Source organism: Xanthomonas hortorum pv. cynarae (assembly GCF_002939985.1).
In the GTDB taxonomy this organism is placed as follows: Bacteria; Pseudomonadota; Gammaproteobacteria; order Xanthomonadales; family Xanthomonadaceae; genus Xanthomonas; species Xanthomonas hortorum_D.
In genome coordinates this window covers 185,107-199,783 of record NZ_MDFM01000003.1, presented here as the reverse complement: position 1 = coordinate 199,783, position 14,677 = coordinate 185,107, and the positions used below count along the sequence as shown (strand labels likewise).

At 63.9% G+C, this 14,677-nt stretch carries 13 protein-coding genes; 8 read left to right on the top strand and 5 right to left on the bottom strand.

What is annotated here, in order from left to right:
- The first annotated feature begins 114 nt into the window (after positions 1 to 114).
- The 7 genes from XcyCFBP4188_RS03600 to XcyCFBP4188_RS03570 all read left to right on the top strand — a co-directional run bounded on the left by XcyCFBP4188_RS03600 (position 115) and on the right by XcyCFBP4188_RS03570 (position 8,692).
- On the top strand, positions 115 to 1,230 hold the full coding sequence (locus XcyCFBP4188_RS03600) for a polyamine ABC transporter substrate-binding protein (protein WP_104591631.1): 1,116 nt from the start codon (positions 115 to 117) through the stop codon (positions 1,228 to 1,230).
- 197 nt (positions 1,231 to 1,427) lie between these two features.
- Positions 1,428 to 2,630 carry an HlyD family secretion protein gene (locus XcyCFBP4188_RS03595; protein WP_046932382.1) on the top strand — a complete coding sequence of 401 codons (1,203 nt, stop codon included), beginning with the start codon at positions 1,428 to 1,430 and terminating at the stop codon, positions 2,628 to 2,630.
- Positions 2,627 to 4,213, top strand: coding sequence for an MDR family MFS transporter (locus tag XcyCFBP4188_RS03590; RefSeq protein ID WP_006449562.1), 1,587 nt, complete (start codon positions 2,627 to 2,629; stop codon positions 4,211 to 4,213). The genes XcyCFBP4188_RS03595 and XcyCFBP4188_RS03590 overlap by 4 nt, the downstream gene beginning before the upstream one ends.
- A gap of 4 nt (positions 4,214 to 4,217) precedes the next feature.
- Positions 4,218 to 5,708: an efflux transporter outer membrane subunit gene (locus tag XcyCFBP4188_RS03585; protein ID WP_006449561.1), complete on the top strand. Its 1,491-nt coding sequence runs from the start codon at positions 4,218 to 4,220 to the stop codon at positions 5,706 to 5,708.
- Between the two features lie 109 nt (positions 5,709 to 5,817).
- A complete protein-coding gene (locus tag XcyCFBP4188_RS03580; protein ID WP_104591630.1) occupies positions 5,818 to 6,936 on the top strand; it encodes an ABC transporter ATP-binding protein in 1,119 nt (372 codons plus the stop codon).
- A complete protein-coding gene (locus tag XcyCFBP4188_RS03575) occupies positions 6,936 to 7,847 on the top strand; it encodes an ABC transporter permease subunit (protein WP_104591629.1) in 912 nt (303 codons plus the stop codon). The genes XcyCFBP4188_RS03580 and XcyCFBP4188_RS03575 overlap by 1 nt, the downstream gene beginning before the upstream one ends.
- Positions 7,844 to 8,692 (top strand): ABC transporter permease subunit, encoded by an 849-nt coding sequence (locus XcyCFBP4188_RS03570; protein WP_104591628.1) that lies wholly within the window; start codon positions 7,844 to 7,846, stop codon positions 8,690 to 8,692. The genes XcyCFBP4188_RS03575 and XcyCFBP4188_RS03570 overlap by 4 nt, the downstream gene beginning before the upstream one ends.
- A gap of 139 nt (positions 8,693 to 8,831) precedes the next feature.
- Here the strand turns inward: XcyCFBP4188_RS03570 and XcyCFBP4188_RS03565 are convergent, their stop codons facing one another.
- The gene (locus XcyCFBP4188_RS03565) at positions 8,832 to 9,251 is read right to left on the bottom strand and encodes a hypothetical protein (protein WP_104591627.1); all 420 of its coding nucleotides are present in this window, start codon (positions 9,249 to 9,251) and stop codon (positions 8,832 to 8,834) included.
- A gap of 44 nt (positions 9,252 to 9,295) precedes the next feature.
- A complete protein-coding gene (locus XcyCFBP4188_RS22475) occupies positions 9,296 to 9,535 on the bottom strand; it encodes a hypothetical protein (RefSeq protein ID WP_146094026.1) in 240 nt (79 codons plus the stop codon).
- On the opposite strand from XcyCFBP4188_RS22475, the gene XcyCFBP4188_RS03560 reads away from it, so the two are divergent.
- A complete protein-coding gene (locus XcyCFBP4188_RS03560; protein WP_006449556.1) occupies positions 9,507 to 10,898 on the top strand; it encodes an NAD-dependent succinate-semialdehyde dehydrogenase in 1,392 nt (463 codons plus the stop codon). The two genes, XcyCFBP4188_RS22475 and XcyCFBP4188_RS03560, sit on opposite strands and share 29 nt — an antisense overlap.
- 577 nt (positions 10,899 to 11,475) lie before the next feature.
- Here XcyCFBP4188_RS03560 and XcyCFBP4188_RS03550 read toward each other — a convergent pair.
- The 3 genes from XcyCFBP4188_RS03550 to XcyCFBP4188_RS03540 all read right to left on the bottom strand — a co-directional run bounded on the left by XcyCFBP4188_RS03550 (position 11,476) and on the right by XcyCFBP4188_RS03540 (position 14,626).
- A complete protein-coding gene (locus XcyCFBP4188_RS03550) occupies positions 11,476 to 12,477 on the bottom strand; it encodes a magnesium and cobalt transport protein CorA (protein ID WP_006449555.1) in 1,002 nt (333 codons plus the stop codon).
- Between the two features lie 14 nt (positions 12,478 to 12,491).
- Positions 12,492 to 13,679 (bottom strand): lipoprotein N-acyltransferase Lnb domain-containing protein, encoded by a 1,188-nt coding sequence (locus XcyCFBP4188_RS03545; RefSeq protein WP_428977228.1) that lies wholly within the window; start codon positions 13,677 to 13,679, stop codon positions 12,492 to 12,494.
- A 68-nt stretch (positions 13,680 to 13,747) separates the two neighbouring features.
- Positions 13,748 to 14,626: a CorC family transporter gene (locus XcyCFBP4188_RS03540; protein ID WP_006449553.1), complete on the bottom strand. Its 879-nt coding sequence runs from the start codon at positions 14,624 to 14,626 to the stop codon at positions 13,748 to 13,750.
- Positions 14,627 to 14,677 lie beyond the last annotated feature (51 nt).

The following is a 14,677-nucleotide window of genomic DNA, read 5'->3' as shown; positions in this document are numbered from 1 at the left end:
AGCCGCTGCAAGCCAGGGAAATAAGCTGGGCAAACAGAAACCCGATGCGTAGGCTGGAACGCTCACCGGCCACACCGCCGGCCCCGCCATGACCGCACTGCTTTGGAGATCCACATGACGTTGCGACTGCTCGCCCTGACGCTGTCCACCACCTTGTTGGCTGCCTGCGGCGGCGGCACTGCGCCAGGTAACGCCGACGCACGGGCCAAAGTGCTCAACGTTTACAACTATTCGGACTACATCGCCGAAGACACCATTCCCGCGTTCGAAAAGAGCAGCGGCATCAAGGTCACCTACGACGTGTTCGACAGCGACGAAATGGTGGAAGCCAAACTGCTCGCCGGCGGCAGCGATTACGACGTGGTGGTGCCCACGCTCAGCTTCTTCGGCCGGCAGATCCAGGCGGGCGTCTTCCTGCCGTTGGACAAGAGCAAGATCCCCAATCTGGCCAATCTCGACCCGGACATCATGCGCCGCATCGCCGCGCAGGATCCAGGTAACGCCTTCGGCGTGCCGTACATGATCGGCACCACCGGCATCGGCTACAACGTGGACAAGCTCAAGGCCGTCTTCGGCAGCACCGAGGTCGCCAACAGCTGGGATCTGGTATTCAAGCCGGAAAATCTGTCGAAGTTGAAGGATTGCGGCGTCACCATTCTCGACACGCCCTCGGACATGATTCCGATCGCGCTCAATTATCTGGGTCTGGATCCGCACAGCACGGTGCCGGCGGAGATCGAAAAAGCCGCCGCGCTGATCAAGACCATTCGCCCGTACGTGCAGAACTTCCACTCCAGCCAGTACGTGACCTCGCTGGCCAACGGCAATACCTGTCTTGCAGTGGGCTGGTCGGGCGACATCATCCAGGCGCGCGACCGCGCGGTAGAGGCCGGCAACACCGTCAAGGTAGCCTATTCGATCCCGAAGGAAGGCGCGCCGCAGTGGTTCGACATGCTGGCCATTCCCAAGGACGCCAAGCACCCCGACAACGCTTACGCCTTCATCAATTATCTGTTGAAGCCGGAGGTGGCCGCAGCCAACAGCAACTTCATCCATTACGCCAATCCGGTGCGCACCGCCACCCCGCTGGTGGATGCGGCGATCCGCAACGACTCCACCATCTACCCGCCGCCGGAGGTGACCGCCAAGATGTTCACCTATGCGATCAATCCGCCGGAAGTGGACCGGCTGTACACGCGGCTGTGGACCGAGATCAAGACCGGTCGTTGAGGCGGCGGTGGGTTGAAGGCGCGGTTGCGTTGCCAGGTCTTCATAAAGAACCAATCAGTCCAAGCGGCAGCTGACCAGGCTCGTCACGCAATCTGTACCGGGCGGTTCAAATAATTGTATGGTTGCGCCGCCTTCGCCGGACCGCTTTTGCGGCACGTCGTTGCGCGCGCCTCGCCCACGACACAGGACGCCTGACTTTGAGCAACCACGATCACCCGTCCAACGACGGCCAGGCTTCGGCCCAGGATGCCCAAGGCAATGCTGCACACAATCAGCAGGAGCCGCCCAAGCCCTCGCCGTTGAAGAACCCCAAGGTGAAGTGGACGCTGATCGTGGTCGGCCTGCTGCTGGTGGTGGTGCTGGCGCTGTGGCTGGCCTACTACCTGATCAAGGGCCGCTACATGCAGAGCACTAATAACGCCTATCTGCAGGCCGATTCGGTAGCGGTTGCGCCGCGCGTCAGCGGCTATGTGACCAAGGTGATGGTGGGCGACAACCAGATCGTGGAGGCCGGCCAGCCGCTGCTGCAGATCGACGACCGCACCTACCAGGCCACCCTGCAGCAGGCCGAAGCGGCGATTGCCGCGCGCCAGGCCGATATCGCCGCGGCAACCGCCAACGTGTCCGGGCAGGAGTCGTCGCTGGTGCAGGCGCGTAGCCAGGTGACCTCGGCAGCGGCAAGCCTGACATTCGCCCAGGCCGAAGTGAAGCGCTTCGCTCCGTTGGCCGCCTCGGGTGCAGACACCCACGAACATCAGGAAAGCCTGCAGCACGAACTGGCCCGCGCACGCGCCCAGTACGACGCGGCGCAGGCACAGGCCAAGGGCGCGCAGAGCCAGATCCTGGCCAGCGACGCACAACTGGAACAGGCGCAGGCCGGCGTGAAGCAGGCCACCGCCGATGCCGACCAGGCCCGCGTGGCGGTGGAAGACACCCTCCTCACCAGCCGCATCCGTGGCCGGGTCGGCGACAAGACCGTGCAGGTGGGCCAGTTCCTCGGCGCCGGTACCCGCACCATGACCATCGTGCCGCAGCAATCGCTGTACCTGGTTGCCAACTTCAAGGAAACCCAGGTCGGCCTGATGCGTCCGGGCCAGCCGGCCGAGATCGAGGTCGATGCGCTGTCGGGCGTGAAACTGCACGGCAAGATCGAAAGCCTCTCGCCGGGCACCGGTTCGCAATTCGCATTGCTGCCGCCGGAGAACGCCACCGGCAACTTCACCAAGGTCGTCCAGCGCATTCCGGTGCGGATTCGCGTGCTGGCCGGTGACGAGGCGCGCAAGGTGCTGGTGCCGGGCATGTCGGTCGAAGTCACCGTGGATACGCGCTCGGCCAAGGACGCCAAGCAACGGGCCGAGGAGGAATCCGATCGCGTGCAGGCGCAGGAGCGCGCGCGATGAGTGCAGCCGCAGCCACCGGCCCGCGTGCCGGCGGCAGCGCCCAACGCGAGAAGGCCGAACCGGGCGCCTGGCTGGCGGTGCTGGCCGGTACCATCGGCTCGTTCATGGCGACGCTGGATATCTCCATCGTCAACGCGGCGCTGCCCACCATCCAGGGCGAAGTCGGCGCCAGCGGTACCGAAGGCACCTGGATTTCCACCGCCTACCTGGTCGCCGAGATCATCATGATCCCGCTCACAGGCTGGTTCGTGCGCACGTTGGGCCTGCGCAATTTCCTGCTGATCTGCGCGGTGATGTTCACCGCGTTTTCGGTGGTGTGCGGCTTGTCGACCTCGTTGACGATGATGATCATCGGCCGCGTCGGGCAGGGCCTGGCTGGCGGTGCGTTGATTCCCACCGCGCTGACCATCGTCGCCACGCGCCTGCCGCCCAGCCAGCAGACCATGGGCACCGCCTTGTTCGGCATGACCGTGATCATGGGCCCGGTGATCGGCCCGCTGCTGGGCGGCTGGCTCACCGAAAACGTCAGCTGGCACTACGCGTTCTTCATCAACGTGCCGATCTGCGTTGGTCTGGTGGCTTTGTTGCTGCTCGGGTTAAAGCATGAAAAAGGCGATTGGGCCGGCCTGCTCAATGCTGACTGGCTAGGCATTTATGGCCTCACCGCCGGCCTGGGCGGGCTCACCGTGGTGCTGGAAGAAGGCCAGCGCGAGCGCTGGTTCGAATCCAGCGAAATCAACATGCTGAGCCTGATCTCCCTAAGCGGATTCATCGCCCTGGTGATTACCCAGTTTCGCCGACGGCCGCCGGTGATCCGGCTGTCGTTGCTGCTGCATCGCAGCTTCGGTGCGGTGTTCGTCATGATCATGGCGGTGGGCATGATCCTGTTCGGGGTCATGTACATGATTCCGCAGTTTCTGGCGGTGATCTCCGGCTACAACACCGAGCAGGCCGGCTACGTGCTGCTGCTGTCCGGCCTGCCCACCGTGCTGCTGATGCCGATGATGCCCAAGCTGCTGGACGTGGTGGATGTGCGCATTCTGGTGATCGCCGGGCTGATCTGTTTTGGCGCGGCCTGTTTCGTCAATCTGTCGCTGACTGCCGACACCGTGGGCATGCATTTTGTCGCCGGCCAGTTGCTGCAGGGCTGCGGGTTGGCGCTGGCGATGATGTCGTTGAATCAGGCCGCGATTTCGTCGGTACCGCCCGAGCTGGCCGGCGATGCATCGGGCTTGTTCAACGCCGGCCGCAACCTGGGCGGCTCGGTGGGCCTGGCGCTGATCTCCACCTTCCAGGAGCGCCGCATGACCTTCCATACCGAAACCATCGGCAGCGCGATCACTGCCAATGCCTCACGTGCGCAGGACTTTCTCTCTGGCCTGACCGCGCAGATGCAGGGCAGTGCCGGTGCGGAGGCCGCGATCCGCTCGATCGCGCAGCTGGCGCGCCTGGTGCAGCAGCAGGCGCTGGTGATGACCTATAGCGATCTGTTCTGGATCTTCGGCGTGATCGTGGTCTGCACGATTCCGCTGGCCTTTTTGCTCAAGCCGTTACCCAAGGGGGCGCACCTTGCAATGCACTGATTCCATGCGCCTGATCCGCATGCCGCTGGCAGCCGCGCTGAGCGCGGTGCTGCTCGGCGGCTGCATGCTCGGCCCCAACTACACCAAGGCGCCGGTCGTGGCCGATGCGGCCATGCAGGCGTCGGCATTGCATCGCGCCAGTGGCGCCGAGGTGGTCGTCGCTGCGCCGTTGAATCACTGGTGGGAGGAGCTGCACGATCCGATGCTCACCCAACTGGTCACCCAGGCGTTGGCCGACAGCCCCAATCTGCGTGCCGCGCAGGCGCGGTTGTTGGCTAACCGCGCACTGGCACGCCAACGCCGCGCTGAGCGCTTGCCCAAGCTCAACGCCAGCGCCTTGTACGCGTATGCCGAGCCGCCGCAGACCATCGTCGATACGCTCGGCGAATTGCAAAATGGCGAAAACAGCCAGCCGCCGGCCGCGGGCGAGGAAGAGGCGAGTCTGGACAAGACCCAGATCTACAGCGTCGGTTTCGATGCCAGCTGGGAGCTGGATCTGTTCGGCCGCCGCCGTCGCGCCGCCGAAGGTGCCTTGGCACAGGCGCAGGCCTCCGAAGCCGAGCTGGCCGACGCGCAGGTGCAACTGGCTGCCGAAGTCGGGCAGGTCTATCTCAACTACCGCGGGCTGCAGGCGCGTCTGGCCATTGCCGACGCCAACCTCGACAAGATCGGGCAGACCTTGCGGCTGACCCAGCAGCGCCGCGAACAAGGCGCTGCTTCGGACCTGCAGGTCGAGCAGATCGCCACGCAAGTGCAGCAGCAACAGGCGCAACGCCTGCCGCTGGACCTGCAATCGCAGGAGGCATTGGACCAGCTGGCGTTGATGGTCGGGCGCGCGCCCGGTGCACTGGATACGCAATTGAGCACAGCGCAGCCGTTGCCGATGTTGCCTACCCAGGTGCGTGTGGACGATGCCGGTGCGTTGATCCGTCGCCGCCCCGACGTGCGCAAGGCCGAGCGCGAGCTGGCTGCCTCCAGCGCGCAGATCGGCGAGGCATTGAACGGCTATTTCCCGCAGGTGACCCTGCTGGGCGGTCTGAGCTGGGTGGCCGGTTCGCCTGGCGATTTCAATTCCGATGCGCTGACCACGCTGGCGGTACCGATGTTGCGCTGGTCGATCTTCGATTTCGGCCGCACCAAGGCGCAGGTAGCGCAGGCGCGTGCCGGCAATGCCGGTCGCGAGGCCGCGTACGAGGGTGCGGTGCTGGCCGCGTTGCAGGATGCCAATTCGGCGTTGGCGCGCTTTGGTTCGGCGCGCAAGCAACTGGTGGTCGCACGCCAGGCCGAAGCCTCGGCCACGCGCTCGGCCGGGCTGATGCAGCAGCGGCGCGATGCAGGCGCCACTTCGTCGATCGACCTGCTCGACGTGCAACGCCAGCAACTGTCCGCGCAGGACGCCGCCGCGCAGGCGCAGGTGCAGTTGCTGGTGAACTACGTGGCCTTGCAGAAAAGCCTGGGCCTGGGCTGGAGCGAACCGGCGCAGGAGGCGCGCTGAGCGATTCCTGATGCGGCGGGCGCAAGCGCTGCAGCCGTAGTCGGGTTTTGCCATGATGCGGTGAGTGGTCGCCAGTGCGGTCCTCGCGCCTTTGCAATCGAGAGGTTTCATGGCAGTTCCCGAGCAACTCTCCACCAGCGACACCGCGTATCTGAGCATCAGCGAGGTCCGCAAGGAGTTCGACGGCTTCGTCGCGGTCGACGATGTCAGTCTGCAGATCCGCAAGGGCGAGATCTTTGCGCTGCTGGGCGGCTCGGGCAGCGGCAAGTCCACGTTGCTGCGCTGCCTGGCCGGTTTCGAACGGCCGACCAAGGGGCGCATCGTGCTCGATGGCCAACCCATCGACGCGCTACCGCCGTACGAGCGCCCGATCAACATGATGTTCCAGTCGTATGCCCTGTTTCCGCACATGAGCGTGGAGCAGAACATCGCATTCGGATTGAAGCAGGAAGCCTTGTCCAGATCCGCCATCGCCGCGCGTGTCGGCGAGATGCTGGAGCTGGTGCAGCTCGGCAGCTTGGCCAAGCGCAAGCCGCATCAATTATCCGGCGGGCAGCAGCAACGCGTGGCGTTGGCGCGCTCGCTTGCCAAGCGGCCCAAGCTGCTGTTGCTGGACGAACCGATGGGCGCGCTGGACAAGAAACTGCGCTCGCAGATGCAGCTGGAACTGGTCAACATCATCGAGACCTCCGGCGTCACCTGCGTCATGGTCACCCACGATCAGGAAGAGGCCATGACCATGGCCACCCGCATCGCGCTGATGGACAAGGGCTGGATCCAGCAGGTCGGCACCCCCGACGAGATCTACGAACAACCGGCCAACCGCTTCGCTGCCGAATTCATCGGCTCGGTCAATCTGATCGACGCGGTCATCGTCGAAGACGAGCCGGATTACGTCGGTTTGAAAACCTCCGCGTTCGACGCCTGCATCCGCATCGGGCATGGCATCACCGGGTTCGCAGGGCAGTCGGTCGCGTTTGCGCTGCGTCCGGAAAAACTGGTCATCGGCAAGAACGAACCCGCGCAGGCCTGCAACAAGGCGCAGGGCGTGATCGAAGACATTGCCTATTTCGGCAGCCATTCGGTGTATCACGTGCGCTTGCCGAGCGGCTTCAAGCTGATGGCCCATTTCGCCAACCGCCAGCGTTGGGCCAGCGAAGCGCTGACCTGGGGCGATGCGGTGTGGGTGGGTTGGGGCGAGGACGACGGCGTGGTGCTGACCGCATGATGCGCCGACTACTCCGTCGCGCACTGCCGGGCGCACGCTGGGGCGTGATCGCCGCACCGTATCTGTGGCTGCTGCTGTTCTTTGCCATTCCGTTCCTGATCGTGCTGAAGATCTCCTTCGCCGAGCACGCCACCGCAATGCCGCCGTACACGCCGCTGTTCGCCGTAGCTGCCGATGGCGCGGTCAGCATCAAGCTGCATCTGGGCAACTATCTGGCCTTGTTGCGCGACAGCCAGTACGTGGCGGCGTATGCGAGTTCGATCAAGATCGCAGCGATCTCCACTGCGCTTGCGTTGCTGATCGGCTACCCGATGGCCTACGTGATCGCACGGTTGCCGCTGGCTACGCGCAACGTGGCGATGATGCTGGTGGTGCTGCCATCGTGGACCTCGTTCCTGATCCGCGTGTACGCCTGGATCGGCATCCTCGACAGCAACGGATTGCTCAATCAGGCGCTGCTGGCACTGGGCGTGATCCGGCAGCCGTTGCACCTGCTGTACACCCCGATCGCCGCCTACATCGGCATCGTCTACTGCTATCTGCCCTTCATGGTGTTGCCGCTGTACGCCAATCTGGTCAAGCACGATCAACGCTTGCTCGAAGCGGCCTACGATCTGGGCGCGCGGCCGTGGCAGGCGTTTGTGCGCATCACCTTGCCGCTCTCGCGCAACGGCATCGTGGCCGGCTGCATGCTGGTGATGATTCCGGCAGTGGGCGAATTCGTCATTCCGGAAATGCTGGGCGGCCCAAACACCTTGATGATCGGCCGCGTGCTGTGGGGCGAGTTCTTCAACAATCGCGACTGGCCGGTAGCCGCTGCGGTGGCCACGGTGATGCTGCTGTTGTTGCTGGTGCCGATCGTGATTTTCCACCGTTATCAACAGCGCGAGCTGGAAGGGCGGCTCACATGATGCGCGCGCCTCGCAGCGGACGCGTGCTGGGCGGCAGCGTGCTCGCGCTGGGTTTCGGCTTTCTGTATCTGCCGATCCTGTTGCTGATGGTGTACTCGTTCAACGCCTCGCGCCTGGCCACCGTGTGGGGCGGTTTTTCCACGCGCTGGTATGGCGAATTGCTGCGCGACCGCCAGTTGCTGGACGCGGCTTGGGTCAGCCTGGAAGTGGCATTCTGGACGGCGTGTGCATCGACAGTGCTGGGCACCATGGCGGCCATGGCAATGGTGCGCATGCGGCGCTTTCCCGGCAAAACCGTGTTCGGTGCCTTGATTACCGCGCCTTTGGTGATGCCGGAAGTGATCATCGGCTTGTCGATCCTGCTGTTGCTGGTGTCGATGGGCGGGGTGCTCGGTATCGCACCGCGCGGGGCGGTCGCGATCTGGGTAGCGCATGTCACCTTCACCGTCTCGTTCGTCACGGTGGTGATTTCCTCGCGGCTGCAGGAGCTGGACCGTTCGCTGGAAGAAGCCGCGATGGATCTCGGTGCGACACCGCTGAAGGTGTTCTTCCTGATCACCTTGCCGATCATCGCGCCCGCATTGGCCTCGGGCTGGCTGCTCGCCTTCACGCTATCGCTGGACGATGTGGTGATCGCCAGTTTCCTGGCCGGCCCCAATTCCACTACGCTGCCGATCAAGGTATTCGCCTCGGTGCGGCTGGGCATCAGCCCCAAGATCAATGCGCTCGCGACGGTGATGGTGCTGGCGGTGTCGATCGCCGCGGTGATCGGTTGGTGGCTGTTGGCGCGCAGCGAAAAACGCCGTCAACGCGATGCACAGTTGGCTTTGCAATCCGCTCTCTGAGCGCGTGCCGGTAGTGGAGCGGTAGCAGGCAGCGCTTACATCGACGTGGACTGCACCGCTCGGAACTGCGGTGCACGCGGGGTACATGTGGGTGACGGGCGCCTGCCTTGCTGTTGCGCTGTTGTTTCGTTGGCTGCGCTTACTTGGCCGGAGGCGTATAGCCGCTATCCCATGGCTGCGGTTTGGTCAAAAAGCACTGGTACTCGGCGCTGATTTCGTAACCCTGCTGCTCGGTTCTGGGCTGTTCGGCGGTGCCGTCCTTGCTCTTGGTTTTGCCGTCGCCCTTGTCGTTCTTGCGTTCCTGTTTGCTCGGATAGATCGTGACCATGTTCGGCGAGGAACTGGCGGTCACAAACTGGCGGATGGCAGTGTCCGAGCAGGCCCGCAGTGCCTCCTCCTCGCATGGCTGGGCAGGGTTGGGCAGGTTGTTGGTACAAGTCACGGTCACGAATCCGTTCGCGCTGGGGCGTGGCCCGCGCATCACGTCCTGGATGAACGCGCAACCGGGCAGGGATGCGCTTACGACGATCGCCAACGCAGTGCAAAAGAACAAGCGCATCGAGGTTCTTCCGTGAGTGATCGATTCTGATCAGAGCCGGAATGCTAGAGCATTTCTGGCCCTGTCATGCCATTGCGCAAAGTGAAGTTGGGCCACTGGCGACAGTCTGTTTCGGGCAGGCGCTTCTCGGCGGTCATGTTGGTCGTCGCAAGCGCCATGTGATCGCGCTGCGGCATTCCGTCGCGGTGCCGGCAAACACAGCGTTGCAGCGATTTCAGATGGTTGTGACGCGGCTGCAACTTCCCGGCGACTAGCATGGCCGCCTTGCTACAGGAGACCGTCATGTCCTACGACACCGTCAATCCGGCCAACGGCCAGGTCGAACACACCCAGCACACCCTGGATGCCGCTGCCATTGAAGCGCGTTTGGCCGCTTCCGCCAAGGCGTTCCCCGCTTGGGCGGCCTTGCCGCTGGCCGAGCGCGGCGCCTTGTTGCGGCGTGTGGGCGAAGAACTGAGCAAACGTCGCGACGATCTGCAGCGCATCATGACTGCCGAGATGGGCAAGCTGCGCGCTGAAGCGTTGGCCGAGGTCGACAAGTGCGCACAAGCGTGCGCGTATTACGCTGAGCATGCGGCCGACTATCTGGCACCGCGCGATATTGCGACCGAAGCGCAATCCAGCTACGTGCGTTACGAGCCGTTGGGCTGCGTCTTTGCGGTGATGCCATGGAATTTCCCGTTGTGGCAGGCGTTTCGCTTTCTCGCACCGGGCCTGATGGCCGGCAACGTCGCGTTGCTCAAGCACGCCAGCAATGTGCCGCGTTGCGCCGATGCGATGAAAGAAGTGCTCGATGCTGCTGGTATTCCGCCGGGCGTGTTCGATGTGCTGCATATCGACAACGACCAGGCGGCTGACGTGTTGCGCGACGATCGCATCGCCGCAGTGACGCTCACCGGTAGCGAGCGTGCGGGCCGGTCGCTGGCCGCAAACGCGGGCGACCAGTTGAAGAAGTGCGTGATGGAGCTCGGCGGCAGCGATGCCTTCGTGGTGCTGGAAGACGCCGATCTGGAGCACACCGTCACGTCTGCCGTGCAGTCGCGTTTCGACAACAGCGGGCAGACCTGCATTGCCGCCAAGCGCTTCATCGTGGTGGACGCGATTGCCGATCAGTTCATCGAACGCTTTGTCGCTGCCGCGTCCAAGCGCGTGCTCGGCGACCCGCAGCAGGAAACCACCACGCTCGCGCCGATGGCACGCGCCGACCTGCGCGACGAGTTGCACAAGCAGGTGCAGGCCAGCGTGGAGAAGGGCGCAAAGGTGCTGCTCGGTGGCGAGCCTGTGGCTGGCTCGCATGCAGGCTATCCCGCCACCATTCTCGACCGTGTTGCCCCGGGCATGCCGGCTTACGAGGAAGAGTTGTTCGGCCCGGTCGCCTCAGTGATCCGCGTGGCCGACGAAGCAGAAGCGGTGCGTGTGGCCAACGACACCACCTTCGGACTGGGCGGCAGCGTGTGGACGGCAGATGCCAAACGCGGCGAGCGCGTGGCGCAGCAGTTGCAATGCGGTGCGGCGTTCGTCAACTCGGTGGTCAAGAGTGATGTGCGTTTGCCCTTCGGTGGGATCAAGCGCTCCGGTTTCGGGCGCGAGCTTGCCGAGCATGGCATTCATGAGTTCATGAATATCAAGACGATCTATGTGGCTTGATTGCTGGGATTGGTGAGTCGGGATTGGGAATTCGCACAATCAGGATTTGTACAAGCGATGCACTTCCCTTCTCCCGTCGGGAGAAGGTGCCCGAAGGGCGGATGAGGGTACGGGTTACACGCCGTAGTTGATGGTTGCTTAAACAAGCAAACGCGGAAGCAGGGGCTTGAGGCAAAGCCAAGGCCAAGGCTTCCGCGCCTTGCGACGCGGGTTACTTTTGTTTCGGCAAAAGTAACCAAAACCATGTCGCCCGACGCGATCCGGTGCGATGGAGCCGCACCGGTGCCCTGCGCTCCTCGCCACGCGCGGCACGGTGCCCAAACTCGCTACGCTCAGACAGGGCGCCTCTTCGGCCACGCGTGGCTGCGGTGCTCGGCTCGCTCTAGGGCGAGGGGAAGCCAACAGCCAACAGCTAGAAGCCGACAACTGGAAGCGAAAGAGCAAATACTTAGACGCTAGACGCTAGACGCTAGACGCGATGGCGCAGGCATAAAACACAAGCTAAAAACCAGCGGTCAACGATGCGGCTCTAACCAATCCCGAATCCCAACTCCCCAATCCCGGCCGCAAAGCGGCCTCACAGCCACCGCGCGCGCTTGAACAGGCGATACAGCACCAGGCACGAGCCAACCACACCGGCCACCAGCAATGGATACGCGTAGCGTTTGTCCAATTCGGGCATGTGAGTGAAGTTCATGCCGTACCAACTGGTGATCAGGGTAGGTGCGGCCAGCAATGCGGCCCATGCGCCTAAGCGTTTGACGGTCTCGCCCTGCGCGAGCGTCACCATCGACAGGTTCACACTCAGCGCAGTGCCCAGCATTTCGCGCAAGGTGTCGATGGCGTCGTTGATGCGCACGGCGTGATCGAGCACGTCGCGCAGGTAGATGCCGACTTCTTCGTGGATCAGCGAGCCCGGGTTGCGCTTCAGGTGCGAGAGCACGTCCTGCAGCGGCGCCACCACCAGCCGCATCTTGTTGAGTTCGCGCTTGAGTTCGTACAGGCGCACCACGGTCTCGCGCTTGTAGTTGTCGGCAAAGATGTCTTTTTCCAGGCCTTCCAGCGTGTCGCGGAACTCGTCCATGATCGGCAGGTAATTGTCGACCACAAAGTCGAGCACGCCGTACAGGCAGAACGAGGCGCCCATGCGCAGCATCGCCGGTTCGCGTTCGACCCGGTGCCGCACCGGCGTATACGACAGCGAGGCACCATGCCGAACGGTCAACAAGAAGCGTGTGCCGAGAAACGCGTGCGTCTCGCCATAGCGGATGCGCTCGTTCACCAGCTGGGCAGTATTGACCACCACGAACAGCGAATTGCCGTAGCTCTCGGCCTTGGGCCGTTGGTGCGCCTTGAGCGCATCTTCGATCGCCAGATCATGCAGGCCGAACTCGTCCTGCAGCTTGTGCAGCACAGACTCCTGCGGCTCGTACAGACCGACCCAGACAAAGCCATCCGGGCGCTGCAGCACGTCGCTGATCTGCTCCAGGCTGATGTCGTGGCGTTCGGCATCGCCATCGTAATAGGCGCAGGTGATGACGCAGGACGGGTTGTCCGGATGGCGGCCGTGATGGTTCATGGGCGCATCCTGGATCAGCGCGTGCGAACGGACAAGTCACGCCGCCTTAGAGCGATCGCGAGCGCGGCATGAATCGGCAACAGCAGCAACACCCATTGCAGGTTGTCCTGCGCCTGGAACGACAGCCAATGAATCAGCAGGGCCGCCAATGCGGCGGCGGCAACCACCCAGCGCAGCACGTCGAACCAGCGTCCGGGCCGGCGCCCGCGCAGCACTGCGATGCCACCGATCAGCAGCAGCGCGCACAGCGGGTTGACCAATAACAGGTTGCGGTTGGCCCAGGCCGATTGATGCGCCGTGAAGTCCCATAGATACACCAGCAGCCCGCCGCCGATCGCGCACAGCAGCCAGTACGGCAGCGCAAGTGCGGCCAACAGCCGCTGCCTGCGACCGAGTGCCAGTACGCCGGCAGCGACGATCAGACCCGTCAGCAGCCACGGCCACCAGTGCCGTCGCTGTTCGTCCGGCTCCGGTGCGATGCGATGCGGCAGCAAGACCTGGGTGGATTGCACCAACGGCCGCCCCGCGCTGTTGTGCACCTGGGTCAGGCTGTCGGCCAGGCGCATCGGCACGAAGGCTTCTTCCCAGCGCGACAACGGGCGATCTGCGTACGGCCCCAGGCCCAGGTCGAAGCCCAGCCACATCCACGGGGCAGGGGAGGCCAGGCGCACCGCTTCGCTGCGGAAGGTGTTGCCGCGCGAGCGACCGGCCAGCTGCGATTTCAGCGCGCCGCCCATTGCACGGTCCAGCGTGTCGCGGACCATCGTGGCGCAGTTGGCCACGAAATAATCGTAGTGATAGCGCGCGTTCTCGGGCTGGCTGCGCACGGCCAGCCCGTCGGCCAGTGCGCGCGCCTGTTCGGGCGGCAGATCCAGCCACTGGATACTGACCCCGCGGCCGATGGCGCGGTACTGCTGCAGGTCTTCCTCCAGTGGCAGTGCCACCAGGTAATACATCATCTCGCCGCGGGTAAAACGCGGAATAAAGTCCGGCTCGCTCGGGTCGAAAAAGCCGAAGTTGTACGAGGTGGCCTGCTGCGTGATCGGGTCCACGACCACGATGGCATCGTGGCCGAAGCGTTCGAAAAACACTTCGCCGGGCTGCATGGTGACCACGCCAACGCGCGGTGCCGGCGCGGTCGTTTCGACGGGCGCCTGAGCGACTGCCACGGGTGCGATCAGCAACGCCAACAACGCCAGGATGCAGAACGCAGCCCATCGCCGAACGCTGCCGCGGCGTAACGCTGCAGCGGAAATGCCATGCAACGGGTTCAAGCGTCGTCCTGCGGGTCGGGCGGCAACATGGTGACGTGGAAGGCATGCACGCGCCGCGCATCGGCTTTGGCCACGCGGAACGCAAAGCGCCCCAGGGTCAGCTCTTCGCCGGTTTCCGGAAGATGGCCGATCGCATCGGTGACCAGGCCACCGACGGTGTCGTACTCGTCATCGGGGAAGTCGGCACCAAAGCGCTCGTTGAAGTCTTCGATCGGCGTCAGCGCATCGACCACGTAGCGGCCATCGGCCTGGATCGCGATCAGCGAATTCTCTTCTTCGGCATCGTCGTGCTCGTCGTCGATCTGGCCGACGATCTGCTCCAGCACGTCTTCGATGGTAACCAGCCCGGCGACGCCGCCGTACTCGTCCACCACGATCGCCATGTGGTTGCGCGACAGGCGGAATTCCTTGAGCAGCACGTTGAGCTTCTTCGACTCCGGGATCAGCACCGCCGGGCGCAGCAGCTCGCGCACGTTGCCAGGGCCGTTGTCGGCGACCACGCCGCGCAACAAATCCTTGGCCAGCAGGATGCCGAGCACTTCGTCCTTGTTCTCGCCGTGCACCGGGAAGCGCGAATGGCCGGATTCGACCACCTGCTGCATCAGGTCCAGAAAGCGCGCCTCTACGGGCAGCGAGACCATTTGCGAGCGCGAAATCATCACGTCGCCCACGGTGAGCTCGGACACGGAGATCGCGCCTTCCATCATGCGCAAGGTGTCTGCGGCGATGAGACCGTCTTGCTCGGCGGTCCGCAGCAGCGCGACCAGTTCGTCGCGGGTGTGGGGTTCGCCAGAGAAGGCAGCGCTCAGGCGCTCGAGCCAGCTACGGCGTTTTTCGGGTGTTTCTTGGGATTGGCTACTGTCGTCTTCGGACATCGTGACGGGGGACGGCACCCGGCAAACCAGGCGATAGCGGTCAGTCTAACA